This window comes from Pseudomonas sp. MS15a(2019), from assembly GCF_013277805.1.
GTDB lineage: Bacteria > Pseudomonadota > Gammaproteobacteria > Pseudomonadales > Pseudomonadaceae > Chryseomonas > Chryseomonas benzopyrenica.
The window spans coordinates 128,952-152,172 of sequence record NZ_VBTN01000007.1; the positions used below are offsets into that span (position 1 = coordinate 128,952).

The 23,221-nt window shown below is 64.7% G+C and carries 23 protein-coding genes; 4 read left to right on the forward strand and 19 right to left on the reverse strand.

Annotation, left to right across the window (positions count from 1 at the left end; translation table 11 throughout):
- Window positions 1-10: 10 nt before the first annotated feature.
- The 16 genes from FEZ61_RS11005 to FEZ61_RS11080 form a co-directional block, all read right to left on the reverse strand.
- Window positions 11-325, reverse strand: a complete 315-nt coding sequence (locus tag FEZ61_RS11005) for a hypothetical protein (RefSeq protein WP_173148618.1) — start codon at window positions 323-325, stop codon at window positions 11-13.
- A gap of 37 nt (window positions 326-362) precedes the next feature.
- Complete coding sequence (locus FEZ61_RS11010; RefSeq protein ID WP_173148620.1) at window positions 363-1,451, reverse strand: glycosyltransferase family 1 protein; 1,089 nt, start codon at window positions 1,449-1,451, stop codon at window positions 363-365.
- A 30-nt stretch (window positions 1,452-1,481) separates the two neighbouring features.
- Window positions 1,482-2,729, reverse strand: coding sequence for a glycosyltransferase family 4 protein (locus FEZ61_RS11015; RefSeq protein WP_173148622.1), 1,248 nt, complete (start codon window positions 2,727-2,729; stop codon window positions 1,482-1,484).
- Window positions 2,726-3,724 carry a glycosyltransferase gene (locus FEZ61_RS11020; RefSeq protein WP_017639374.1) on the reverse strand — a complete coding sequence of 333 codons (999 nt, stop codon included), beginning with the start codon at window positions 3,722-3,724 and terminating at the stop codon, window positions 2,726-2,728. Before FEZ61_RS11020 ends, FEZ61_RS11015 begins: the two co-directional genes overlap by 4 nt.
- A gap of 35 nt (window positions 3,725-3,759) precedes the next feature.
- On the reverse strand, window positions 3,760-4,290 hold the full coding sequence (gene rfaH / locus FEZ61_RS11025; protein ID WP_068384644.1) for a transcription/translation regulatory transformer protein RfaH: 531 nt from the start codon (window positions 4,288-4,290) through the stop codon (window positions 3,760-3,762).
- A 39-nt stretch (window positions 4,291-4,329) separates the two neighbouring features.
- Entirely contained in the window at window positions 4,330-6,543 is a 2,214-nt protein-coding gene (locus FEZ61_RS11030) for a polysaccharide biosynthesis tyrosine autokinase (protein WP_017639376.1), read from the reverse strand.
- Between the two features lie 57 nt (window positions 6,544-6,600).
- Window positions 6,601-7,536: a glycosyltransferase gene (locus FEZ61_RS11035; protein ID WP_173148629.1), complete on the reverse strand. Its 936-nt coding sequence runs from the start codon at window positions 7,534-7,536 to the stop codon at window positions 6,601-6,603.
- Window position 7,537: 1 nt separating this feature from the next.
- Complete coding sequence (locus FEZ61_RS11040) at window positions 7,538-9,073, reverse strand: oligosaccharide flippase family protein (protein WP_173148631.1); 1,536 nt, start codon at window positions 9,071-9,073, stop codon at window positions 7,538-7,540.
- Window positions 9,074-9,092: 19 nt separating this feature from the next.
- Complete coding sequence (locus tag FEZ61_RS11045) at window positions 9,093-10,265, reverse strand: DegT/DnrJ/EryC1/StrS family aminotransferase (RefSeq protein WP_068384646.1); 1,173 nt, start codon at window positions 10,263-10,265, stop codon at window positions 9,093-9,095.
- Window positions 10,266-10,309: 44 nt separating this feature from the next.
- On the reverse strand, window positions 10,310-11,689 hold the full coding sequence (locus tag FEZ61_RS11050) for a hypothetical protein (protein WP_017639380.1): 1,380 nt from the start codon (window positions 11,687-11,689) through the stop codon (window positions 10,310-10,312).
- Window positions 11,690-12,648: 959 nt separating this feature from the next.
- Window positions 12,649-13,371, reverse strand: a complete 723-nt coding sequence (locus FEZ61_RS11055; protein WP_173148633.1) for an HAD-IA family hydrolase — start codon at window positions 13,369-13,371, stop codon at window positions 12,649-12,651.
- Entirely contained in the window at window positions 13,368-14,261 is an 894-nt protein-coding gene (gene xerC / locus FEZ61_RS11060) for a tyrosine recombinase XerC (protein ID WP_173148635.1), read from the reverse strand. The genes FEZ61_RS11055 and xerC overlap by 4 nt, the downstream gene beginning before the upstream one ends.
- A gap of 15 nt (window positions 14,262-14,276) precedes the next feature.
- Window positions 14,277-14,963, reverse strand: coding sequence for a DUF484 family protein (locus FEZ61_RS11065; RefSeq protein WP_017639383.1), 687 nt, complete (start codon window positions 14,961-14,963; stop codon window positions 14,277-14,279).
- Entirely contained in the window at window positions 14,960-15,790 is an 831-nt protein-coding gene (dapF, locus tag FEZ61_RS11070; protein WP_173148637.1) for a diaminopimelate epimerase, read from the reverse strand. Before dapF ends, FEZ61_RS11065 begins: the two co-directional genes overlap by 4 nt.
- A 10-nt stretch (window positions 15,791-15,800) precedes the next feature.
- Complete coding sequence (gene lysA, locus FEZ61_RS11075; protein WP_173148639.1) at window positions 15,801-17,048, reverse strand: diaminopimelate decarboxylase; 1,248 nt, start codon at window positions 17,046-17,048, stop codon at window positions 15,801-15,803.
- A 9-nt stretch (window positions 17,049-17,057) separates the two neighbouring features.
- Entirely contained in the window at window positions 17,058-17,183 is a 126-nt protein-coding gene (locus tag FEZ61_RS11080; RefSeq protein WP_007161378.1) for a lipoprotein, read from the reverse strand.
- Between the two features lie 169 nt (window positions 17,184-17,352).
- On the opposite strand from FEZ61_RS11080, the gene cyaY reads away from it, so the two are divergent.
- Both cyaY and rnk read left to right on the forward strand, forming a co-directional pair.
- Entirely contained in the window at window positions 17,353-17,682 is a 330-nt protein-coding gene (cyaY, locus tag FEZ61_RS11085; RefSeq protein WP_017639386.1) for an iron donor protein CyaY, read from the forward strand.
- 190 nt (window positions 17,683-17,872) lie between these two features.
- Window positions 17,873-18,256, forward strand: coding sequence for a nucleoside diphosphate kinase regulator (gene rnk, locus FEZ61_RS11090; protein WP_017639387.1), 384 nt, complete (start codon window positions 17,873-17,875; stop codon window positions 18,254-18,256).
- Here the strand turns inward: rnk and FEZ61_RS11095 are convergent.
- On the reverse strand, window positions 18,253-18,531 hold the full coding sequence (locus tag FEZ61_RS11095; RefSeq protein ID WP_173148641.1) for a hypothetical protein: 279 nt from the start codon (window positions 18,529-18,531) through the stop codon (window positions 18,253-18,255). The genes rnk and FEZ61_RS11095 overlap by 4 nt on opposite strands.
- A gap of 55 nt (window positions 18,532-18,586) precedes the next feature.
- Between FEZ61_RS11095 and FEZ61_RS11100 the strand changes: the two genes are divergently transcribed.
- Window positions 18,587-19,573, forward strand: coding sequence for a magnesium transporter CorA family protein (locus FEZ61_RS11100; RefSeq protein ID WP_017639389.1), 987 nt, complete (start codon window positions 18,587-18,589; stop codon window positions 19,571-19,573).
- Window positions 19,574-19,609: 36 nt separating this feature from the next.
- Window positions 19,610-20,485 carry an NAD(P)-dependent oxidoreductase gene (locus FEZ61_RS11105; protein ID WP_017639390.1) on the forward strand — a complete coding sequence of 292 codons (876 nt, stop codon included), beginning with the start codon at window positions 19,610-19,612 and terminating at the stop codon, window positions 20,483-20,485.
- A 225-nt stretch (window positions 20,486-20,710) separates the two neighbouring features.
- Here the strand turns inward: FEZ61_RS11105 and FEZ61_RS11110 are convergent, their stop codons facing one another.
- Both FEZ61_RS11110 and argH read right to left on the reverse strand, forming a co-directional pair.
- Entirely contained in the window at window positions 20,711-21,475 is a 765-nt protein-coding gene (locus FEZ61_RS11110) for an endo alpha-1,4 polygalactosaminidase (protein ID WP_242455144.1), read from the reverse strand.
- 275 nt (window positions 21,476-21,750) lie between these two features.
- The gene (gene argH, locus FEZ61_RS11115) at window positions 21,751-23,145 is read right to left on the reverse strand and encodes an argininosuccinate lyase (RefSeq protein ID WP_017639392.1); all 1,395 of its coding nucleotides are present in this window, start codon (window positions 23,143-23,145) and stop codon (window positions 21,751-21,753) included.
- Window positions 23,146-23,221 lie beyond the last annotated feature (76 nt).

Here is a 23,221-nt window from a genome sequence, read left to right on the forward strand (position 1 = left end):
TGGTGCTGATTCATGGAGTGCTGGTCTTTCTGGTCACTGCATATCCCCAGGGCAGCCGGGTGATCTCGATGCTGTCCGAAGGGCTGTCGAGCTCGTGCAACTTGATGGTTGGGCTTTGTGCAAAGACGGTGTCTGTTGCAGGCGTTTCGCAAGCATCGGCGTTAGCCGGACATTCCGCGGTCTCTGCCGCGGTGCCGTCCGAGCCTTCTTGCAGAAGGTGGCAATCAGCGACCTGAAGGACGCGCCCGGACACGTTCGATTCGTCGAGCGTCAGGGGTACAGAGGAACGGCGCTGGCCAGCCATGGCTTTGCTTGTCTCTTCCATGAGTTCTTGATCGCTGAATTGTTGTTGTGGGGTCGTTTCAGGCGGCCCTGGCCGCGGACTTCGTGGTGGTCGCAAGGGCGCTGTCCAGCAGGTCGGAGACCTTTCTCGCGGAGGTCTGCCAGTTGAAGCGCTGGATGTTGGCCAGGCCCTTGGCGCGGAGCGCCTCCCTGAGCGGTGCGTCCTGCAGGATGGTGCGCATCGCCTGGGTGATGCTGGCCGTCTCGTAGGGGGCGAAATAGAGGACGCTGTCCTGCAGCACTTCCGGCATGGAGGCGGTATTGGCCGAGATCACCGGGCAGCCGCAGGCCTGGGCTTCCAGGGGCGGGATGCCGAACCCCTCGTAGAGCGACGGAAAGACGAAGGCGGTGGCCTGGCGATACTGGCGCGCCAGTTCGCCATCGTCGATGCGGCCGAGCAGCTTGACCCGCGGATCCCTGGCCGCCAGGGTCGCCAGATCGCTCTGGCCGAACACGGCGTGGCTGTCGCCGACGATGCGCAATTCGACCTTGAGGTCCCGCGGCAGGGCGGCGAAGGCTTCCAGCATCCGTGAGAAGTTCTTGTGGTAGCTGGGCGAGGACACCGCCAGCAGATAGGGGGTGTCGACGCTGTCGATCCGCGGCGCCAGGGTGAAGGCGTCGGCCACGGCGTTGGGCACGACCGTGATCGAGTCGCTCGGGTAGCGATAGAAGCGCGAGATCTCGTCGCGGGAGAATTCACTCACGGTGATCAGGGCGTTCGAGCGCTTGAGCAGCATGGGAATCAGGCAGCGGTACGAGGTGCGGAATTTCCACGAGTAACTCTCGGGAAAGCGCACGTAGTTGATGTCGTGGTGGGTGGCGATCTGGTTGCTGTAGAGCAGCGGCGCCGTGCTGCACAGTGACAGCAGTAGCGGGCTGCCCTGGCTCTTCAGCCAGTTCGGCAGGTCCCATTGCTCCCAGCGCTGGCCCTGGCGGGTGCCGATGACTTCGATGCCCAGCCGTTTGGCCACCTCGGGCCTGACGGCGCCAGGCGGCGCGACGAAGCGCAGGTCGGATCTCAGCTTCGCCAGCTCCAGCGAGATGCATTCCGCGAAGCGCTGGACGCCGCGAAGATCCTGGGTGATGAAGCGGGAATTGACGATGATCATGATTCTGCCCGTTGCCGTGACCTGGGTGGATCAGTTGGAAAGCTGTGTGTGAGGGACGTGAAGCTGCTTGGCGGCGCCGTGCTGCGCCTTGCCCAGCACGTCCTCGAAGAGCGCCTGATACTGGTCGAGCATGGTGTCCATGCTCAGCAGATCGGCCACCGCGGTGCGGCTCAGCAGACTCAGCCGCTGGCGCAGCTCGGCATCGTCATGCAGGCATTGCAGGGCGCGGCCCAGGGAGTCGCGGTCGTCGGCGTTGCAGAGCAGGCCGTTGACACCATCCCGGACGATCTCCGGCAGGCCGCCCATGCGGGTGGCGATGACCGGCTTCTGGAAGGCGCAGGCCTCGACGGCGACCATGCCGAAGGGCTCGGCCCACAGCGACGGCGCCACGAAGACGTCGATGTTCCGGTAGAAGTCCTCGGGCTTCTGATAGCCGACGAAGCTGACCTTGTGCGGATCGGCCATGGCCTTGAGCTGGGTTTCGTAGTCCAGCTGGCCCTTGCCGGCGATGGTCAGGGTCGCGTTGAGCGACAGCCGCTGGAATTGCTCGATCAGCCAGCCCACCCCCTTGTTTTCCGACAGGGTGCCCATGTAGCCGAAGCGGACGACGCCCTCGGGACTGGGCGTCGAGGTTTCGCCATTGCTGCCGGCGATCAGGCTGGCGTTGTGGATGACCTGGCGCGGCACGCCGCCGAAGTAGCCCTTGTTGACGATGGTGTCCAGCAGATAGCGGCTGACGCCGACGACGGCATCCACCTTGGCGGACTGCTCGGCGTGGGGCCGGCGCAGGGCCGCGCAGCTGCCACAGAGTTTCTGGCAGCTCTGGCCCTTCTTGAACAGGGTGTTCTTCGGGCACAGCAGATACATGTCGTGCAGCACCTGCACGATGGGGACGCCGCTGGCGCGGATCTCGTCCCAGGCCGCTACCGACCAGCCGGACAGGTTGTGGCACACCACCAGATCCGGCTTTTCCCGTTGCAGGACCTGGCGCAAGGGTGCCCGCATCGCGCTGTTGTACTGGTCGCGAAAGTGCCAGCCGAAGCGCGCCAGCGGACCGGGGCGCTGCTGGGTCAGGGGCCAGTAGAAGTTCTTCAGCCCGGCGCGATAGACGCGGACGTCGTTCACCGTCTCCTCATGCACACCCTGCTCGGGACCGGTCACCAGCACGGCGACGTCGTGGCCACGCTGCTGGAAGCCTTCCACGCTGCGTTGCAGGATGAGCTCTGCACCACCGCCCACATGGGGCGGATAGAAGCTGTTGAGAAAGAGCAGTTTCATAGCGGATAGCTGCGGTTTATCCCCAGCGCGCCGGTTTCGCCGTCCTGGACCGCCTGCCGGATCAGCGCCAGGCGCTGGCGACTCTTGTCGTCACGGGCGAACCACTTGAGCAGGGTGTGGAAGACGTAGCGGTTGAGGTTGTACATCGGCCGCGAGCTGGCCCAGACGTTCTTGTCGAACCAGGCCTGGTTGCGCGCGGCGTAGTAGGCGCGGAAGTCCGAGCCGGCCTGCAGGTAGTTCTGGTAGACGTTGCTGGTGCCTTCCTTGATGTTCCAGGAGTGCTCCAGCTCTTCGAGTTCCGCCTCGGTGACCATGAACAGCTTTCCGCCGGCCTGGGTGATGCGGTAGGTGTACTCGGTGTCGTCGGAATAGAGCACCAGCTCGCGCAGGGGCAGGCCGATGCGCTCATAGAGGCTGCGGTGGGCGAGCATGCCGCCATAGGGGGCGAAGGGCAGCTCGACCAGGGCTTCCGGCTGGCCACCGCGCGGACGGCCCCAGGGCAGGCGGCGCCAGATCTTGTAGGGAATGCGCGCCACGTGGAAGCCGAAGTAGCTCGAACGCGGCTGGGTGATCATCTTGGTCGGGATGCACTGGGCGATGTCGGCCTGCTGGGTCGGCCGATAGCCGAGCACGGCGACCTTGTCGCGGCCATGGACGGCGCCGAGTTCGTCGAGGCGGCGGTGCAGCACGTCGAGGGCATCGCCCAGGGGGGCGTTGTCGTCGTCCATCATCCAGATATGGGTGGTGTCGCTGGCCAGAGCGGCTTCCAGGGCCACGGCGTAACCGTTGGCGGAGCCGGTGTTCTCGCTCAGGGCGATCACCTTGACCTGACCGGGCCAGCGGGTTTCGAGGCTATCCAGCGATACCGTCGCCGCATTGCTCACCACGACGACCTGGTGAATGGTGCGTTCGGCCAGAGCGCGGGTGACCAGCTGCTCCAGATAGCCGAGGCGATTGCCGTAGGTGACGGTCACGACCGTGGTCTTGCATTGCATGAACAGATTCCTCCAAAGGGCCTTACAGTTCTTGGTCAGGCGCGCAGCCGCTGGTTGACGGTGGCGACTGCCGACAGTTGATCAAGAGCGACGCTGACCCGTTGTTCGCGTTGCAGGATGCGCAGCAGGATGATGGCCCGCTCGTTGCCATCGGCACTCAGGAACACGGCGTCCATTTCCAGCTCCTGGCTGTACTGCACCCGCACGGTCGCGCCGGGCTGGTGGGCGGGCGCAGGTTCCGCCAGGGCGGCGAGTCGCTGGCGGATGTCGTCGATGATGCCTTCGCTCACCGCCGTCGGCTGGGTGCCGAAGCTGACGATCCGATTGACGCCGCGCGTCGAGCGGATGGGGTACCAGTTGTCGTTCACGTCATTGAGCTGAATGAACAGATACCCCGGGAACAGCGACTCGCTGCCAACCGCACGACTTCTGCCGGACGCCTTGCGCTCGCGCTGGGGCCGGAAGCAGACATAGCCCTGTCTGCTCAGGTTTTCTTCGGCCCTGGCTTCCTGATTGGGCTTGGTCTGCACCAGATACCAGTGACCGGTGGGAGGGGCGAGCGTCATGGGCGAGTTCCTTCTCTAGGGGCGATCGGTTGCGGCGTATCAGGTACGGGGGCCGTATTCGTAGTAGCCGTAGACGCCATCGTCTTCCATGGACGTCGAGGCCTTGCGCTGCACGCCGTTGAGGATGGCGCCCTTGATGGTGATGCCGTTCTGGGCGAAGCGCCGGCGGGAGTTCTCCACCGCCTTGAGGGTGCTCTGGCCGAAACGGGTGACCAGCAGCGTGGTGCCGGCGAGACGACCCACCAGGGCGGCATCGGTCACCGCCAGGATCGGCGGGGTATCGATGATCACCAGGTCATAGAGGCCGCCCACTTCGTCCAGCAGACGGGAGAAGTTGGCGTGCATCAGCAGCTCCGAAGGATTCGGCGCGGACTGACCACAGCTGATGATGTCCAGTTGGGCGATACCGCTCGGCACGATGGCTTCACGCAGCTTGCTGCGACCGGTCAGTAGCTCGGACAGGCCGGCTTGCGGCTGCAGGCCGAACACGCGGTGCAGATAGCCCTTGCGCATGTCGGCGTCGATCAGCAGCACGCGCTGACCCGACTGGGCGACCACCGCGGCGAGGTTGCTGGAGACGAAGGATTTGCCGACGCCCGGGGTCGGGCTGGAAATCATGATCACCCGGTTCTTGGCTTCCAGCATGGCGAAGTGCAGGCTGGATCTCAGGCTGCGCAGGGACTCCACCGCCAGGTTGGCCGGCTGCACCACGCTCAGCAGATTGGGTTCGCCGGTACGGGTCTTTTTCTTCAGGCGACGGTTCAGGCGCTCCTGGTCCTTGGTGAAGGGCAGGGTGGAATAGACCGGCAGGCCGATCTGCTCGACGGTGTCGGGATTCTCGATGCCCTTCTGGAAGGCCTGGCGGACAAAGACCACCACCACGGAGGTCACCAGACCCAGCAGCAGCGACAGGATCAGCGCGATCTTGCGGTTGGTGGCCGGCTCGTCGAGGTTGACGTCGGCGTTGTCGACCAGGCGCACGTTGCCGATGGTGCCGGCGCGGATGATGTCCTGTTCCTGGGCCTGGTTGAGCAGCAGCTGATAGGTCTGGTTGGTGACCTTCATGTCGCGATTCAGGCGCAGCAGTTCCTGCTGGGTGCTGGGCAGGGCTTCCACCTTGCGCTGCAGGCTGCGCTTTTCCACTTCCAGCTGGGCGAGCTGGTTCAGCAGGGTCTTGTAGCTGGGGTGATCGCGGGTATAGAGGCGATCGTATTCGGCCTGCTTGAGCTTGAGCTGGGAGATGTTGGTGTCGAGGGTGACGATCTTGTCCAGGACCGCCTTGGTTTCCAGGCTGATGTCCACGGAGCGGCTGTTGGTCTGATAGCTGTTCAGGGCCGCTTCGGCGCTTTCCAGGTCCTTGCGCACCGCCGGCAGCTGACCACGCAGGAAGTCCAGGCGCTGGGCCGCTTCGGCCGAGCTACGCTCGACGTTCTGCAGCACGTACAGGCGGCTGATCTCGGACAGCACGCTCTTGGCCAGATCGGGATTCTCGTCCGCCAGGGACAGATAGATGATGCCTGATTCCTTGCCCGCTTCGCTGGTCTTGATGCGGTTCTGATAGAGCTGCGCGGTGGTGATGACGCGGTTGCGGGTCACCTTGAATTCGGTGCCGGGGCGCGCGGTCAGGGTCTTGATCTGCATGCGGTAGCCGTTACCGCTGGCCATCTGGCCGACCTGGCCATCCAGCAGCGGCTGCTTGTCCTTGTCCAGCAGGCGATAGCGACCGTTGCTGCCGGCGACCACCGTCAGGGTCTCGCCGTACATGTCGTCCGGGACATCGAACTGGAAGACGTCGATCTTTTCGCCGCCCCAGGCGAAGCCGCGCAGTTGCGGCCAGCTGTCCGCCAGCTGACCCGGCTTGTCGGCTTCGTAGGTGCGCCACAGGTAGTGGCCGATCAGCGGGAAGAAGCGTGGCTTGGCCTCGATGTCCAGGCGCAGGTTCTCCACGGTCTTGGCCAGCACCGCGCGGGATTTCAGCAGCTCGATCTCGGCCACGGCCGGCGAGGCCGAGTTGGGGCGCACCACGGTCTCGGCGACCGCCGTGAGCGCATTCTTCTTGGGTTCGATCTGGATCATCGCCCCGGCGATGTACTGCGGGGTGGACAGCACGGCATAGGTGATGCCCACGGCGAGAAAGCCCGCGGTGATACCCGCGATCAGCTTCTTGTGATCAAGAAGCGTGAGGGCCATCGTCTTGAGGTCCAGGTGTTGTTCTTCGTGTTGTTCGAACGAAGAGCGCTGCATGACGGTCATTGGGGTCCCTTCCTTTTAGCTGGATACAGCGCAGCCGGAAAACTGCTCTGTGTACGTTCAGTAGGTGACGCGTTTGGGGGCGAAGCGTCGGCCGATGTTGAGGGTGATGTTGCTTACCGCCCGCAAGAGCGCCTTGACCTTCTGGGTCGGCGGAATCGAGGACAGCGAAAGACTCAGGACCTGGCGCAGGAAGAAGACATGCAGGTCACGCTCGCCCAGCCGGTAGTAGTAGTTGGCGAGGCAGTACTGGGTGTGGAGATCCATCTGCAGGCGCTTCTGGCTGGCGCGCATGGAAAAGATCCCGTTCTCGTGCACGCGGTAGGCGGCGGGGCGGATCTCGTCCATGAACTTGCCCTTGCCGTGGGCACCCAGCAGCGACCACCAGACGATGTCCATGAGCGCAGCGGTTTCCAGCTCCGGCGGCAGTTCCCGCAGGACATTGCGGAAGCAGGCGGTCAGGGTGGACAGCGGCAGGGCCTTCTTCAGCTCGGTTTCGCTGCGGTCGTAGTGATCCTGGCCACTGAAACGCTGCGGATTGACGATCCCCTTGCTGTTGAAGGCATAGGAGGCGTGGAAGGTCAGGGCGTAGTCCCGATTGCGCTCCAGGAAATCCACCTGCAGCTGCAACTTGCGCGGGTCGTTCCAGTAGTCGTCGCCTTCGCAATAGGCGATGTAGTCGCCGCGGGCGTGCTGGAACACCGGCATGCCATAGGGCTTGCCCTGGCTATACTGGTTTTCCTTCTGCAGGATCAGGCGGATCAGCCGGGGATAGCGGCGCTCGTAGTCCTTGAGGATGTCCCGGGTACCATCGGTCGAAGCGTCATCGTTGATGATGATCTCGAAGGGAAAATCGGTCTGCTGGCGCAGAAAGCCATCGATGGCCTGGCCGATGTAGTCGCGATGGTTGAAGGTCAGGCAGACGATGCTGGCGACCGGCCGACTGCAATCCGTCGGCCAGTTCTTCATGATCTCTGCTTCGGTCCGAGCGTCCATGTCAGATACCTGCTTTGTAGAGTTGGGAAAACAGGCGCGAGCGGGTCTGTTTCGGAGAACAGAGCACATAGCTCAGCGCCATCAACACCAGGGTCAGGCCACCGCTCAGGGCGAGGGTGGCGAGAATGGCAAACCGCTCCTGCGGTTGAATCTCTTGGTACAGCAGCTTGCTCAGGCCCACGCCGATGGCGGTCACCACCACGGCCACCAGCAGGTCCTGGTTCCAGTAGCGCTGCAGATTCGGCGCGAAGCGGCCGTGGACGATCATCGGCCAGATCACGAAGGGGATCAGGCGCATGAAGAACCAGGCCAGCGCCGCGCCGTAGGCGCCGTAATGCAGGACCACCAGGATCACGATGGGCACCGAAATGGCTGCGGACACCAGGCTGTACCAGACGTGCAGGCGCAACTTGCCGTAGGCGTACTGCAGATAGAACTGGAACTGACTGAGGGCCAGCAGCGCCGAGCCCAGGGCGTACCAGAACAGGATCGGCTCGCTCCAGTGGGCGGAGACCTTGTCGCCGGTCCAGGCGAAGATCAGTGCCTCGCCATGGAAGGCCACCATGGCCGCCAGCGGCAGTAGGATGGCGAAGGCGAAGCGCGCCGCGTTGCGATAGAGGCGTTCCAGTTCGAGCGGTTTGTCCTGGGACACCAGCACCGTCATGCGCGGCAGCAGCGCCTGCACCAGTGGATTGGTCAGGGTGACGATGCCGGTGGAGATCAGCGCCACCAGGCTGAAGTAGCCGTACTCGGCCAGGGGCAGCGCCTTGGACAGCACCAGCTTGTCGAGCTGGGTCAGGGCGATCCACAGGATCGAGGTAAAGGACATGCTCAGGGCGAAGGGCACGATGGGCTTGACCCGCTGCCAGTCGAAGCCGCTCCACCAGGTGGGATTGGGCAGCAGGCGATAGGCCTTGAGCGCATAGACCAGCATCTCGAACACGGCGACGAAGGCCTGGAACACGAAGAAGTCCAGCGGCTCCTGGGAAATCCACATCACCAGGATCAGGCCGCCGAAATAGCGCACCGTGGCGATCAGTACGTTGACCAGATTCAGCCAGCCGTGCAGCTCGACGCCCTGGACGCCGCTCTTGTACAGCGTCGACAGCAGGCGGAAGGCGATCATCAGCCCCATCAGGCCGATGCAGTGGGCCACGGTCTCCGTGGACAGGCCCTGGACGTTGAGCCAGTGGCCCGCCATCCATTCCGAATTCAGCTCGATGGCGACGAAGGCCAGGGTCGCCAGGGGGATGAAGATGAATTCCAGCGAGCGCAGCAGCTGGCCACGGGTACGCCCCGCGCCGATCTGGCCACGGCCATGGGCGACGTCACGCACCAGCGAGGCGGAAATGCCGACGTCGAGGAGTTGCAGCCAGGTCTGCAGCACGGCGAAGAAGCCGATCAGACCATAGGTTTCGGCACCCAGATGACCGAGATACATCGGCTGGATCAAGATGCCGATCAGCAGCGCATAGGCTTGGCCGGCATAATTGATCAGGGTGTTGCGCAACACCGACACTTTCGCGGGACTGGTCATGGGAGATAGCGGGCCAGGATCAAGTTAGAACAGGAGAGGAGTCGCCGGGAAAATCCCAGCTCGGCAGCAGCTGTGCCGGGGTGATGAGTGCCCGCAGGGATTCCATGCTGGTCTTTTTCTGTTGTGCCAACAGCAGGGTGTCGATCAGCAGGTCCTGGGTCGCCTGCGGCAGGTCCGGATAGAGCGGCACGCAGAGGATGCGGTGACTCAGCTTGCGCGAGACCGGCTTGATCGCCTGGGGCTGCAGGTAGTCCAGGGTTTCCAGCGACGGATAGAAGTAGCGGCGCGGATTGATGCCGACGGCGTTCAGGGCCCTCTTGGTGTCCAGCAGACTCGGCTCGTCGCGCAGGCCCACCGGGAAGTAGCTGTAGTTCAGCTGGCTGCCGTAGGTGGGGCGCTGCAGGTCGAAGGCGCCCTGCAGGCGTCGCTCATAGTGCTGACCGATGACGGCGCGGCGGGCCAGGATGTCTTCCAGCTCGTCGAGGATGCACAGCCCCATGGCCGCGGATACCTCGTTGAGCTTGGCGTTGATGCCCACGCCTTCGATGCGCTCGGCATCGACGATGCCGAAATTGATCATGCGGCGGACGCGCTCGGCGAGCTCGTCGTCTTCGGTGATGATCGCGCCGCCTTCGATGGTGTGGAACAGCTTGGTGGCGTGGAAGCTGACGGTGGTGATGTCGCCCCACTGCAGCACCGAGCGGCCTTCGAAGCGGGTGCCGAAGGCATGGGCGCCGTCGTAGACGACCTTGAGGCCGTGGCGGTTGGCGACCTGCTGCAGGCCACGGACATCGCAGGGATTGCCGAACACGTGGGTGGCGACGATGGCCGAGGTGTCAGGCTCGATGGCGGCTTCGACGTTGGCCGGATCCAGGTTCCAGGTTTCCGGGTGGATGTCGGCGAAGACCGGGCGGATCCCTTCCCAGTGCAGGGTGCTGGTGGTGGCGACGAAGCTGAACGGCGTGGTGATGGCGCTGCCGGACAGGCCCAGGGCGCGATAGGCGACCTGCAGGGCCAGGGTACCGTTGTTGACCAGGATGATGTTTCTGACACCCAGATAATCGCGCAGGCGCTCTTCGAGCTGAGCGTGCAGCGGGCCTTGATTGGTGATCCAGTTGTTGGCGTAGATCTTGTCGATATACGCCTTGAAGCGTTCCTTGTCGCCCAGGTAGGGCTTGGTCACATTGATCATGATCCGGTACCTGCTTATCGAGTCCTTGATACGTGTCGGTTCGGTCAAGCGTGTTCGGCGACGGGGCTGGCCATCGGCCGGAAGGGGACGCCGGGCTTGTCCAGCCGCTCCAGAACCGATTCGAGGGCCTCGCGACTGGCATCGTTGTGGAACTGCCAGACCCCATAGATGCGTCCGGAAAAGGACGCTTCGCTGCCCAGTCGGGGGTCGACCGCTAACCCCGAACCCAGGCCGAACAGGTGCAGGCCCTTGAGGCGCTGGCCGTGCTGGTCCAGCGGGCTGCCGGCCGCGTCGGAATCCAGACCGCCGCGCAGGGTGCGCAGGGTCAGCGGACGACCGTCCTGGCAGCGCAGCTCGGGCACTATGGGTTGGTAACCCATGCCCTGAACCAGCAGGGCGGCGCTGTCGAACAGCGTCTGGGCGCTGGCGAGGCGCTCGGCGCTGCCATCCAGTTGCAGCGTCTTCACCTTGACCGGAGTGCCGCCGATGGCCTGACCGGCCAGGACCTGGCGACCGATCTCGTGGGCTCGGTAGCGCAACCCGCCCGAGCGGTTGACCCGCTTGGAAATGGGGCAGATGTCCTGCAGCGGGTCGAAGTCATAGCCGGCGGCCAGGGCTTCGGCAGCGGTCTCGTAGAACAGTCGGATCGGCGAGCGATGGACCAGGGTCAGTTCGCGCAGGCCGTCGTGGTGCAGGGCACTGGCCAGGTTGTCCAGGGCGGAAAAGGCGCTGTGGGACCCGCCCACCACGCAGATCGGACCGCCATCCTTAAGACGGGCACGATAGCGCTGGCGCAGGGCCTCGGGTTGCAGGCGCAGCAGGCTGTCGGAGCTGTCGATCGAGGCGCTCTGGGGCAGCTGCAGACCCATGGCCTGGCTGCTTTCCTCGAAGCTGGAGCGGGTCTGCTTGCCGCCCAGGTTCAGCACCAGGCTGGAGGTGCGCACGCGGCGGATGGCGCCGGCCTGTTCCAGCCAGACGACATAGCTCGAACCTTCGCAGGTGACCTCGGTGATACGGGTCTGGCGCCAGGTGGGGATACCGTACTGGCGTTCCAGCCAGGGCAGGATCAGGCCGGCGGCCTGCTGGAAGAGCTGGCCGACGATGGGCAGCGCCGGCGCTTCCTGGGCATTCAACTTGAGGTGGCGAAAGGTCGGCGAGGCCTGCAGCGGCGCCAGGATGGGCGCCAACAGGGGGTCGCGCAGACAGTCCAGGAAGACGTCGCTCACCGAGTTGGCAATGATCTGATAGTCACCCAGCTTGCCGGCACCGAGTTCGGTCCCGGCGTCGACGATGATGGTGCCCGCCTGGGCCAACTGCTCCAGGGCGCCACGCTTGATGGCATTGAACAGGAATCCCAGGCCCGCTGGACCAGCGCCGCCAATTAGACATCCTAATGTCGCTTCCGATAGATCATTCCTTGCCATCGGGGCATCCTCTCCGTGCGCCATCAGGGCGCAATTAACGTGGTTGAAACTGGCTTTCGCCGTGCCCGGCAGTCAGCAAAAAATGCAGCAGAGCTTTTTAATCTTTATTGAGTAAATGACCGTCTGATGAACGTCGGTCAGGACCCGCGACAGCCAATGCGGATAACTAATGCTTGGTTGTCAGTGCCAGGACTTCGCCAACTTGCTCGAGACTGTCTAGCGAGCGCTTTCCACTTTTTTCGAACTGATCCGAACCAGCACGCAGGGCGCTGAAGCCCGCGGTAGCTTGTTTGCCCGCACCGCCATTCGCTTGCCTGTTTCAGGCAAGACCGAAGTTGCGTGAGCAAAGAGAATTAAGTCCAGTTCAGATGACATCCATGTAGTCCTGCAGGTGCTCGCTGGCACGGTGATCGTCCCGCTCTGTCCAGCGCCTGGGCATGGCTACCGCACAGGTTTACCGCGTCTTGGCTGGTAACCGGTCCGGTTCGGACATGGCTACCGCACGGGTTTGCACCTGGACGGAATGAGCAGAGGGTTTAGTTACCGATATCAAGGCCTGACAACGCAACGTCCAGAAACTTGAGAAACCATCGGCGAGACGCAGAGGAGGGGGAGGTAATGCTGTCTTCCCTGACCTGTACGGCAGCAGATTCAGCGCGCAATCCCAGCGCTACTTCGAATCTGCGGCAATGATTGTCAAAAGGGTTTGGACTGTCAACGCGAGGTCCGGCAGAGGAAGTTGGTCAGCGAGACGGCCATTACTGCTGTTGTTCTTAGGGAATAGACGGCCAAATGAGGTGTGCTTGGCAAAAAACCGTCGGCTCCCGAAGTTTTTGGTGAAGAGAGTCGCAAAGCAACTGCTAATGCGGGCTGCAAGTGTGACGAATATTTTGACGATTGGTTAACAGAATCGAAGGAGCAAGCAGACGGCTGGCAAGCGCGAAAAACTCAGCCTTTCATTATTTAGTATTACTATTTTTCGGTCTGCCTGACCATCCCTCCAGCACGGCGGGAAGCTCGCTCAGGCTGCGGACCTCCGCATCCGGTTTGCCGGGGCCCTGCCAGGGATGCTGCAAGGGGTTGAACCAGACCGCGCGGATACCGGCGCGCTGGGCGCCCTCGACATCATCCACGGGGTTGTCCCCGACGTGCACGGTGGCCTCGGCGGGAATGCCGGTGAGGCGCAGGGCTTCGCGAAAGGGCGTAGGGTCGGGCTTGCCGACACCCAGTTGCTCGGCATTCAGGGCGAAGCGGAAGTAGTCGGCCAGGCCGATGGTCTGGACGTCCGCATTGCCATTGGTAAGCACGCCCAGAGTGTAGCGATCGGCCAGTTGCTCCAGGGTGGGGTGGACGTCGTTGAACAGGGTGACCTGCTGGCGGGCGGCCAGGTAGACCGCGAAGCCCGCTTCGGCCAGCTGGGCGGCCTCGGGTTCGTCATAGCCGGCATCGAGCAGTGCCTGGTGGATGACCCGGCGGCGCATCTCGCTGACCCGGTGCTTGAGCCCGGCGTCCTGCTGCAGCAGGCGATCACGGATCGCCCAGAGGTGCTCCACCGGAACGCTGCCCAGCCGCGGAGCGGCATCGGCGAACCAGTCGCGCAGCAGGGCCTCCGCGGAATGAATGACGGGAGCGATTTCCCAGAGGGTGTCGTCGAGGTCGAAGGTCACGAGGCGAATCGTCATCGGCTGGCCTTGCGCTTGGCGCGGGGGTGCGCCTTGTCATAGACCTCGGCGAGCTGGCCGAAGTCCAGGTGGGTGTAGATCTGGGTGGTGGCGATGTCGGCGTGGCCGAGTAGCTCCTGCACCGCGCGCAGATCGCCGGAGGCGCTGAGCATGTGGCTGGCGAAGCTGTGCCTGAGCATGTGCGGATGCAGGTGCTGGCCCAGTTCGCGGACGCCGGCCTCGCGCACCCGCAGCTGCACCGCGCGGGGCGTCAGCCGCAGACCGCGCTGGCCGATGAACAGGGCATCGTTGCGCGGTGCGGCCTGGAGCCGGACCTTGAGCCAGGCCTCCAGGGCGTCGCGAGCCTTGCTGCCGATGGGCAGCACCCGTTCCTTGTTGCCCTTGCCGCGCACCTGAACCAGGCCCTGGGCCAGGTCCACATCCGCCAGGTCCAGACCCACCAGTTCGGACAGCCGCAGCCCGGAGCTGTAGAAGAGCTCCAGCAGGGCCTGGTCGCGCAGGGCAAGAAAGTCGTCTTCCACGGCGCCGTCGAGCAGCTGCATGGAGCGGTCGACGTCGAGCACCTTGGGCAGGGCCTTCTGGGCTTTGGGCGGCGAGAGCCCGTGGGCCGGGTCCTGGCTGCAGTGGCCTTCGCGAATCAGGTAGAGATAGAAGCCGCGACAGGCCGAGAGCAGCCGCGCCAGGCTGCGGCTGGAGGCGCCGGCCCGGTGCAGCTGGGCGATCAGGGCGCGCAGGCGGCGACTGTCCAGGCCGCCCCAGTCGCTCAGCCCCTCGGCTTCGACGAAGGTCAGCAGCTTGCGCAAATCGCGGCGGTAGCCGTCGAGGGTGTGGGGCGAAACCTGGCGTTCCAGGCGCAGATGGTCGAGATAGGCATCGAGCTGGATCTGCATGCTCCGCTCCCGGGCTCAGCGCACCGTGCGCAAGGGGACGGGGAAGCGGGGCAGTACCCGCGCCAGGACTTCCGCCACATGGCTCAGAAACAGCGTGCCCAGGCTGCTGCGATAGTGCTGGGGGTCGGGGCTGCCAATCGCCAGGACACCATGCAGGCCCTGGTGGGAGAGGGCGGCGACGGCAGCCGAGCCGACTTCTTCCTTGGCCGAGTCACCGAACAGGAAGGCCAGTTCGTGGGCGCGCAGGACGCCACTGGTGGTCTTCTCACCACCCAGCAGGCCGCCGATCACCTTTTGCGCTTCGGCGGGGGTGACGCTGCGGCCGACCGGCAGCGGGTGCTCGTGGAACAGGATGAGGCCGACGTAGGGCACCTTGAACTCATGGCGCAGGCTGTCCTCGACGGTGCCGATCACCTCTTCGAGGCTGTTGGCGTCCAGCAGGCCGATGATCAGCCGGCGGGTCTTGTCGAACAGCCGGTCGTTGTCCCGGGCCACGTCCATCAGGTGGGCCAGGCGATGGCGCATCTCGCCGTTGCGATCGCGCAGCAGGCCGAGTTGCCGCTCGACCAGGGAGATGGCGGTCCCCCGCTGGTGGGGGACACGCATCTCCGCCAGCAGCTCTTCGCGATCGGCGAAGAAGTGCGGATGGTCCAGCAGCCAGTCGGCGACCTGGTCCGCGGTCAGTTCGGGGGTATCGCTCATACTCTTACCTGGCCTTCGTAGACACGGGTGGCCGGACCGGTCATGAGCACCGGTTGGCCGACGCCGTCCCACTCGATGTTGAGCAGACCGCCCGGCAACTCGATGCTGACCGGCGATTTCAGCCAGCCCTGGCGAATCCCGGCCACGGCGGCGGCGCAGGCGCCGGTACCGCAGGCGCGGGTTTCGCCGACACCGCGCTCCCAGACCCGCAGGCGGGCGCGCTGGGCATCGATGATCTGCAGGAAGCCGATGTTGGCCTTTTGCGGAAAGCGCGGATGGCACTCCAGCTTGGGTCCGAGGGTGAGCACCGGCGCCTGGTCGACGTCGGCGACCCGCAGCACGCCGTGGGGATTGCCCATGGAGACCACTGCCAGCTCGACCGTCTCGCCGTCGACCTGGACGGCATGACTCAGGGTCTCCGCCTCGGCGATGAAGGGGATCTCGGCGGCCTGCAGGCGCGGTGCGCCCATGTCGACGCGTACCTGGCCATCGCCCTTGAGGTGCAATTCGATGATGCCGCTCTTGGTTTCGACGCGGATCTGCTTCTTGACCGTGAGGCGCTTGTCGAAGACGAAGCGGGCGAAGCAGCGGGCGCCATTGCCGCACTGTTCGACCTCGGAGCCATCGGCGTTGAAGATGCGATAGCGAAAGTCCACGTCCGGGGTGGTCGGGGTCTCGACGATCAGCAACTGGTCGAAGCCAACCCCGGTATTTCTATCTCCCCACAGACGGACGTGCTTGGGCTGGATGTGGGCGTGCTGGCTGATCAGGTCGAGGACCATGAAATCGTTGCCCAGACCGTGCATCTTGGTGAAGCGCAGTTGCATGGAACTCCCCTCAGGCCGGCAGCCGGCTCTCGCCTGCGAAGAGTTCTTCCAGCGTCTCGCGCCGACGGACCAGGTGCGCCTGGTCGCCATCCACCATCACCTCGGCCGCACGGCCGCGGGTGTTGTAGTTGGAACTCATGGTGAAGCCATAGGCCCCAGCGGAGCGGATGGCCAGCAGATCGCCCTCGGCCAGCACCAGCTCGCGGTCCTTGGCGAGGAAGTCGCCGGTCTCGCAGATGGGACCGACCAGGTCGTAGCGGCGGGCGTCGCCCTGGCGCGCGACCACCGGCTCCACCGCCATCCAGGCCTGGTACAGCGCCGGACGGATGAGATCGTTCATCGCTGCGTCGACGATGGCGAAATCCTTGTGGGTGGTGTGCTTGAGGTATTCCACGCGAGTCAGCAGGACGCCGGCATTGGCCACGATGAAGCGGCCCGGTTCGAACACCAGGGTCAGGCTGCGCCCGGCGATGCGCTCGCGGATGGCCTGGATGTAGTCGCCGGCCAGCGGCGGTTGCTCGTCGCGATAGCGCACGCCCAGGCCGCCGCCGAGATCCAGGTGGCGCAGGACGATGCCGCGCTCGGCGAGGCGATCGATCAGCGCCAGGAGGCGGTCGAGGGCGTCGAGGAAGGGCGGCAGGGTGGTGAGCTGGGAACCGATATGGCAGTCCACGCCGAGGATTTCCAGGTTCGGCAACGCGGCGGCGCGGGCGTAGACCGCCTCGGCGTCGGCGATGTCGATGCCGAACTTGTTTTCCTTGAGACCGGTGGAGATGTAGGGATGGGTGCCGGCGTCGACATCGGGATTGACCCGCAGCGAGATCGGCGCGACCACGTTCAGTTCGGCGGCCACCTGCTGCAGCCGTTCCAGCTCGTCGGTGGATTCGACGTTGAAGCAGTGCACGCCCACTTCCAGGGCGCGGCGCATATCGTCACGGGTCTTGCCGACCCCGGAGAACACCACCCGGTGCGGATCGCCACCAGCGGCCAGGACGCGCTCCAGTTCGCCGCGGGAAACGATGTCGAAGCCGGCGCCGAGGCGGGCCAGGACATTGAGCACACCGAGGTTGGAGTTGGCCTTGACGGCGAAACAGACCAGGTGCGGCAGACCGGCCAGCGCATCGGTATAGGCGCGGTACTGCCCCTCGATGTGCGCTCGCGAGTAGACGTAGGCGGGGGTGCCGAATTCCTGCGCCACGGCGCTCAGGGCTACCCCTTCCGCATGCAGTTCACCTGCACGGACAGCAAAGACTTCCATGGTGGCTCCTTAGAACACGTCGTGGCGGTGTTCTTTGGCGGCTTTCTGGTCGTCGGGCAGGTACAGCGGGCCTTTCTGACCGCAGCCGGCCAGCAGGCAGGCGCAGGCGATGAAGAGGAGAGACAGGCGCTTCATGACGCTAAACCTTTATTCAGGCGAATATTGCCCGGAGTATAACGGGGTTGAGCGACTCTTTGACACGCCCGGATGGCTGAAGCGCAGCTGCCGACAGCCGCCGCGACTGGACGTCATCTGGGCAGCCCGCTACCGTGCGGCGATTCTTTCTCTTCTTTCGAGGATCGTCATGAGCCGGCTCAGCGAAGCGCAATTCCATCACCTCGTCGACCAGACCCAGCGTCAGGTCGAAGACGCCTATGACGACAGCGGTCTGGACCTCGATCTGGAAAATGCCGGCGGCGTGCTGACGATCAAGTTCGACAACGGCAGCCAGGTGATTCTCAGCCGCCAGCCCCCGCTGGTGCAGCTCTGGGTCGCCGCGCGTTCGGGTGGCTATCACTTCGACTGGGACGGCCAGAACTGGATCTGCGACAGCTCGTCCGAGACCCTCGGCGCGCTGCTGGTACGGGTGACCCTGGAGCAGACCGGCGAGAGTGTGGCCTTGCCCGGGCTGTAATGACCTGCGGTCGGTGCAGCTTGACCCGAGCCTTGAGCCCTGTGCTAGCGTGACCTGACGGCGCCTTTCGAGCGCCGTTTTCTTTTGCCGCCCTTGTGCGGCTTCTCGCTGGGCGCCGGTCGCCCGTCATCCCGGTGGTCCGCCGCACCGCGCGGTTGGGCCGCATCGTCTCGTCTTCCAGGAGTCCGCCATGCGTCATGCATCGCCCATCACCGTTTCCGCCGTCGATCTGCCCCGTCTCGAACGGCTGCTCGACGCCCTGCCCGAATTCGGGCCCGTGGCCGAGGCCCTGGACGAGGAACTGGCTCAGGCGCGAGTGGTGGCGCCCGAGGAGATCGGCGCGGTGGTCACCATGAATTCGCGGGTACGCTGCCGTGAGACCGACACCGGCAAGGAGTACCAGGTGGTGCTGGTCTATCCGGAGGACGCCGGCGCGGAGGGCCGGATTTCGGTGCTGGCGCCGGCCGGCAGCGCGCTGCTCGGCGCGACCCCCGGCGAGCGCCTCAGCTGGCCGGTGCCCGGCGGCAAGGAGCAGCAGGTGGAGCTGCTGGCGCTGGAGCCGGTCGAGGCCTAGTCGTCCGCGACCTCGGGCAGTTCCGGCAGGGCCCGTAGCAGGCGCTCGTAGTGGGCGCCGTCGAAGGGGCGATCGGCGGCGAGCATGGCGGCGATCTCGTAGGACAGCGCCTGGGCCATCAGCAGCACGGCCTCTTCGCGCTCGTAGCCGACCAGGGTCAGCTTGTTGAGCACGGCCTGGACATAGGCCGGCTCGCCAGCGGCAAGCTGGTTCTCCACCGCTTCGATCAGATGGGAGGAGACAAAGGATTCTTCGTCATCGGCGTGGTCAATCATGTTCGGATACCTTTTGTTACAGTGCGACCCCTGATGCTGGCCTGGAGTCTTCTCGATGATCACCTGCTATCGCCTGTCCGCCAACGAGCTGGTGGCCCAGCCGCTGTCGCCGGGAGACGCGCTGCCGGACGATTTGCTCTGGGTCGATCTGCTCGACCCCAGCGAGGCGGAGGAGCGCTATCTGGAGCAGGCACTGGCGATGGACATCCCCACCCGGGAAGAGATCGCCGAGATCGAGGAATCCTCGCGACTCTACCAGACCGACCAGGCTCTGCACCTGACCACCACCGTCGTCAGTGGCTTCAGCGAGCATCAGCCGCAGGCCTCGGTGGTCAATTTCGTGCTGACGCCCGAGTGGCTGGTAACGGTGCGCTACGCCGAACTGGCGGCCTTCAAGACCTTTCTCGGCAAGGCCCAGCAGCAGGCGAGCCAGCACTGTCGCAGCGATGTCATCTTCGCCTCGCTGCTGGATAGCCTGGTGGACCGGGTGGCCGACATCCTCGAATCGGTGCAGGCGCATCTCAATCGCCTGGCCAAGGCGGTGTTTCGCGAACCCCTGGATTCACCGCAGGAAAAGCAGCAGCCCAAGACCGACCTGCAATCCATCGTCAAGCAGCTGGGGCGCAGCAATCAGCTGCTGGCCCAGCTCAGCGAGAGTCTGCTGGGCATCAATCGCATCGTCTCCTACCTGCGCCGGGCGGGCGCCACCTGGATCTCCGGCACGGCCAAGACCTGGTTCAAGACCTTGGAGCGCGACGTCCGCTCGCTGAGCGACTACCAGGCCAAGATGAACGGCGAGATCGGCTTTCTGCTCGACGCCACCCTTGGGCTGATCAGCGTGGAGCAGAACAACATCGTCAAGGTGTTCACCATCGCCTCGGTGCTGTTCCTGCCGCCGACCCTGGTGGGCACCGTCTACGGCATGAACTTCAAGGTCATGCCGGAGCTGGACTGGCACTTCGGCTATCCGCTGGCGCTGGGCGCCATGGTGGTCTCGGCGTTGATTCCCTATGCCTGGTTCAAGTTTCGCCGCTGGCTGTAGCCGGCGGCATCCATCGCACCTCAAGGAGGCAACACTATGCGTATCGGATTCATTGGCCTGGGTGGCATGGGCCAGGGCATGGCCGCCAATCTGCTCAAGGCCGGTCATGAGGTCGTGGTCTGGAATCGCTCCCAGGCGCCGGTCCAGGTGCTGGTCGAGCAGGGTGCCCGCGCGGCGGCGACGCCGGCGGAGGCCTTCGACGTGGAGGTGGTCTTCAGCATCCTGGCCAATGACGCCGCCACCCGCGAGGTGATCCTCGACAGCGGCGCCCTTGAGCAGGCACGGGTCGGGCTGATCCACGTCAGCATGGCCACCCTGTCGGTGGCCCTGGTGGACGAACTGGTCGCGCGCCATGCCGAGGCCGGCCTGGGCTATGTGGCGGCACCCGTCTTCGGCCGCACCGACGTAGCTGCCAGTGGCCAGCTCAACATCGTGGTGGCCGGCGAGCCCGAGGCGATCCAGCGCGTCCAGCCGCTGCTCGACGTGCTGGGACGCAAGACCTGGCCGGTGGGCGCGGAGCCGCGCCAGGCCAACGTGGTGAAAATCGCTGGCAACTTCATGATCGCCAGCGCCATCGAGACCATGGGCGAGAGCACCGCCCTGGCCCGCAGCTATGGCGTGGAGCCGGCAGCGCTGCTGGAAATCCTCACCAGCACCCTGTTCGCCGCCCCGGTGTACCAAAACTACGGACGCCTGCTGACCGAGCGACGATTCTCGCCGGCGGCCTTCAAGCTCAGCCTGGGGCTCAAGGACGTCGGCCTGGCCCTGGCGGCCGGGCAGGAAAAGGCGGTGCCGCTACCCTTCGCCAGCGTCCTGAGAGACAACCTGCTGGAAGCGGTCGCCCAGGGCGAGGGCGATCTGGACTGGATCGCGCTGGGGCAGAGATCGCACAAGAAGGCCGGCCTCGACTGAGAACCTGTTTACGATCTCCTGGCCGTCGGCCATACGGCGTTAGAAACAGCTTCGGAATGCTCATTTACAACTTGTAAACTGCGCTTCCTCAGCTGTTTTTGCCTTGTCTGGCTCTAGTCCAAAAGATCGTAAACAAGTTCTGAGCGCCTGCTCAAAATCCGCTGCGCGTCGGCCAAGCCACGTTGGGCGTGGCTCGCGCGACCTGACCCAGATCCCGCGCCATGGCTACTTGCAGGCGGTGCCCAGTGCCGCCAGCGACAGCGGGTAGAACTGCAGGTTGTAGCCCGAGGTCTTGGCCTGGCTGCAGCGCTTGGTGCTGTAGAGACCGTAGTCGATGATCATCACCGGCTTCTTCTGGGTGCGGAAGTAGCTGTAGGCGTTGCACTCGGCGTAGTCGTAGCAGCTCTCGTTGAGGGCGAAGTCGAACTTGGTGTAGAGGCTCGGCACCAGGTCCACGGCATTCTTCAGACCCACCAGCAGACTGCGCCTGTGCGCCTCGTCGGCCAGCCAGTTGAGGAAGTCCAGCTGCTGGGCTTTGGTCAGCTTGAGGCCGTTGGGGTTGGAGTAGCCGTCGACGTTGTCCGGGTCCACCCCTTGGCAGCCCTTCTGTACCGCCAGGTCCAGGCGCTTGGCCAGCAGCACGCGGACGTCGGCGCGACGGATGTCCAGCCAGCGCTCGCCCGGCCAGGCGTCCAACGCCTTGCCCAGGGCCGCCTTGGGATAGAGAGCGGCATCGGGCCGCCAGTCTTCCCAGGTGCCAGCGCTGAAATAGCAGATCACCGTCTTCCCATTGCCCTTCAGATTGGCGATCACCGCCTTACTGGTGTCATAGAGATCGATGTCATAGAGGGTGCGATTGGGCTTTTGCAGCACGCCGTTCAGCTGGACATGCCAGGTGAGCGTCTGTGGCAGCGGCGGCGGCAGGGCGGCCTGGCTGGAAGCCGCGGCGAACATTCCGCAAAGCAGGATGGAGCAGGCTGAAAGGCGCATGAGACTTGACTCGAACGGCTGGTCAAGTCTCCAGTATCGGCCGCCTGGTCACTGTCCTGAGTGCCGGTGGTCGTACCTATCGACGGCTGGTCGGCGGCCGCTTAGCGGCCTGCCAAGGCCTTCAGCCAGAGAGCCCTGTCGTAGACGGATTGCAGGCGGGCACAGTGCTACCAAGGCCATACGGCCTGGCTCTCCATCAGGCAAGCCGTCCGATGGACGGCTTGCCTGCTCCCGGGCAACCACCGCTGAGAGGTGGTGGGAGCGCAAGACAGCTTTCAGCGCTTGGCCAGCAGCTCGCGGCCGCGCTTCACGGCGGCGCGGACCTGGGCCGGTGCGGTGCCACCGATGTGGTCGCGGGCATTGACCGAGCCTTCCAGGGTCAGGACGGCGAAGACGTCCTGCTCGATCTGATCGCTGAAGCGACGCAGTTCGTCCAGGCTCATCTCGGCCAGGTCCTTGCCGCTATCCACACCGTACTTCACCGCATGGCCGACGATCTCGTGGCAATCGCGGAACGGCAGGCCCTTGCGCACCAGATAGTCGGCAAGGTCGGTGGCGGTGGAGAAGCCGCGACGCGCTGCCTCGCGCATGATCTCGCGCTTGGGCTTGATGGCCGGGACCATGTCGGCGAAGGCACGCAGGGAGTCTCGTAGGGTATCGGCGGCGTCGAACAGGGGTTCCTTGTCTTCCTGGTTGTCCTTGTTGTAGGCCAGCGGCTGCCCCTTCATCAGGGTCAGCAGGCCGGTAAGGGCGCCAAACACCCGGCCAGTCTTGCCGCGTACCAGTTCGGGAACGTCGGGATTCTTCTTCTGCGGCATGATCGAGGAGCCGGTGCAGAAGCGATCGGGCAGGTCGATGAACTGGAACTGGGCGCTGGTCCAGAGCACCAGCTCTTCGGAAAAGCGCGACAGGTGCATCATCGCCAGGGAGGCGGCGGCGCAGAATTCGATGGCGAAGTCGCGATCCGAGACGCCATCCAGGGAGTTGCCACCGATGGCCTCGAAGCCCAGCAGCTCGCAGGTGACCTGGCGCTGGATGGGGTAGGTAGTGCCGGCCAGGGCCGCGCTGCCCAGGGGCATGCGATTGACGCGCTTGCGGCAGTCGACCAGGCGCTCGTGGTCGCGGGAAAGCATCTCGAACCAGGCCAGCAGGTGGTGGCCGAAGGTCACCGGCTGGGCGGTCTGCAGGTGGGTGAAACCGGGCATGATGGTGTCGGCTTCGGTCTCGGCCAGTTGCAGCAGGCCGGCCTGCAGGCGATTCAGCTCGACGAGGATGGCGTCGATCTCGTCGCGCAGCCAGAGGCGGATGTCGGTGGCCACCTGGTCATTACGGCTGCGGCCGGTGTGCAGCTTCTTGCCGACCACGCCCAGGCGCTCGGTCAGGCGTGCCTCGATGTTCATGTGCACGTCTTCCAGATCGACGCGCCACTCGAAGGTGCCGGCCTCGATCTCGCGGCGGATCTCGTCCAGCCCCGCGACGATGGCGTCGCGCTCGGCTTCGCTGAGCACGCCGGCCTGGGTCAGCATGCGCGCATGGGCCTGGCTGCCGAGGATGTCGTGGCGGTAGAGGCGCTTGTCGAAGTCCACCGAAGCGGTGAAGCGGGCGACGAAGGCGTCGACGGGTTCGCTGAAGCGTCCGCCCCAGGACTGGTTGGTTTTTTCGCTGCTCATGGATCGGCCTGCTGCTGGGCTTGTCGGTGGAAGTGAGAGGGGGCCGATGATAGCAGTCCTGAGCGGGTTCCGGCCC

Coding starts and splice junctions, on each gene's coding strand:
- FEZ61_RS11005 (WP_173148618.1), bottom strand. CDS start 325: ATGGAAGAGACAAGCAAAGCCATGGCTGGCCAGCGCCGTTCCTCTGTA.
- FEZ61_RS11010 (WP_173148620.1), bottom strand. CDS start 1,451: ATGATCATCGTCAATTCCCGCTTCATCACCCAGGATCTTCGCGGCGTC.
- FEZ61_RS11015 (WP_173148622.1), bottom strand. CDS start 2,729: ATGAAACTGCTCTTTCTCAACAGCTTCTATCCGCCCCATGTGGGCGGT.
- FEZ61_RS11020 (WP_017639374.1), bottom strand. CDS start 3,724: ATGCAATGCAAGACCACGGTCGTGACCGTCACCTACGGCAATCGCCTC.
- rfaH (WP_068384644.1), bottom strand. CDS start 4,290: ATGACGCTCGCCCCTCCCACCGGTCACTGGTATCTGGTGCAGACCAAG.
- FEZ61_RS11030 (WP_017639376.1), bottom strand. CDS start 6,543: ATGACCGTCATGCAGCGCTCTTCGTTCGAACAACACGAAGAACAACAC.
- FEZ61_RS11035 (WP_173148629.1), bottom strand. CDS start 7,536: ATGGACGCTCGGACCGAAGCAGAGATCATGAAGAACTGGCCGACGGAT.
- FEZ61_RS11040 (WP_173148631.1), bottom strand. CDS start 9,073: ATGACCAGTCCCGCGAAAGTGTCGGTGTTGCGCAACACCCTGATCAAT.
- FEZ61_RS11045 (WP_068384646.1), bottom strand. CDS start 10,265: ATGATCAATGTGACCAAGCCCTACCTGGGCGACAAGGAACGCTTCAAG.
- FEZ61_RS11050 (WP_017639380.1), bottom strand. CDS start 11,689: ATGGCAAGGAATGATCTATCGGAAGCGACATTAGGATGTCTAATTGGC.
- FEZ61_RS11055 (WP_173148633.1), bottom strand. CDS start 13,371: ATGACGATTCGCCTCGTGACCTTCGACCTCGACGACACCCTCTGGGAA.
- xerC (WP_173148635.1), bottom strand. CDS start 14,261: ATGCAGATCCAGCTCGATGCCTATCTCGACCATCTGCGCCTGGAACGC.
- FEZ61_RS11065 (WP_017639383.1), bottom strand. CDS start 14,963: ATGAGCGATACCCCCGAACTGACCGCGGACCAGGTCGCCGACTGGCTG.
- dapF (WP_173148637.1), bottom strand. CDS start 15,790: ATGCAACTGCGCTTCACCAAGATGCACGGTCTGGGCAACGATTTCATG.
- lysA (WP_173148639.1), bottom strand. CDS start 17,048: ATGGAAGTCTTTGCTGTCCGTGCAGGTGAACTGCATGCGGAAGGGGTA.
- FEZ61_RS11080 (WP_007161378.1), bottom strand. CDS start 17,183: ATGAAGCGCCTGTCTCTCCTCTTCATCGCCTGCGCCTGCCTGCTGGCC.
- cyaY (WP_017639386.1), top strand. CDS start 17,353: ATGAGCCGGCTCAGCGAAGCGCAATTCCATCACCTCGTCGACCAGACC.
- rnk (WP_017639387.1), top strand. CDS start 17,873: ATGCGTCATGCATCGCCCATCACCGTTTCCGCCGTCGATCTGCCCCGT.
- FEZ61_RS11095 (WP_173148641.1), bottom strand. CDS start 18,531: ATGATTGACCACGCCGATGACGAAGAATCCTTTGTCTCCTCCCATCTG.
- FEZ61_RS11100 (WP_017639389.1), top strand. CDS start 18,587: ATGATCACCTGCTATCGCCTGTCCGCCAACGAGCTGGTGGCCCAGCCG.
- FEZ61_RS11105 (WP_017639390.1), top strand. CDS start 19,610: ATGCGTATCGGATTCATTGGCCTGGGTGGCATGGGCCAGGGCATGGCC.
- FEZ61_RS11110 (WP_242455144.1), bottom strand. CDS start 21,475: ATGCGCCTTTCAGCCTGCTCCATCCTGCTTTGCGGAATGTTCGCCGCG.
- argH (WP_017639392.1), bottom strand. CDS start 23,145: ATGAGCAGCGAAAAAACCAACCAGTCCTGGGGCGGACGCTTCAGCGAA.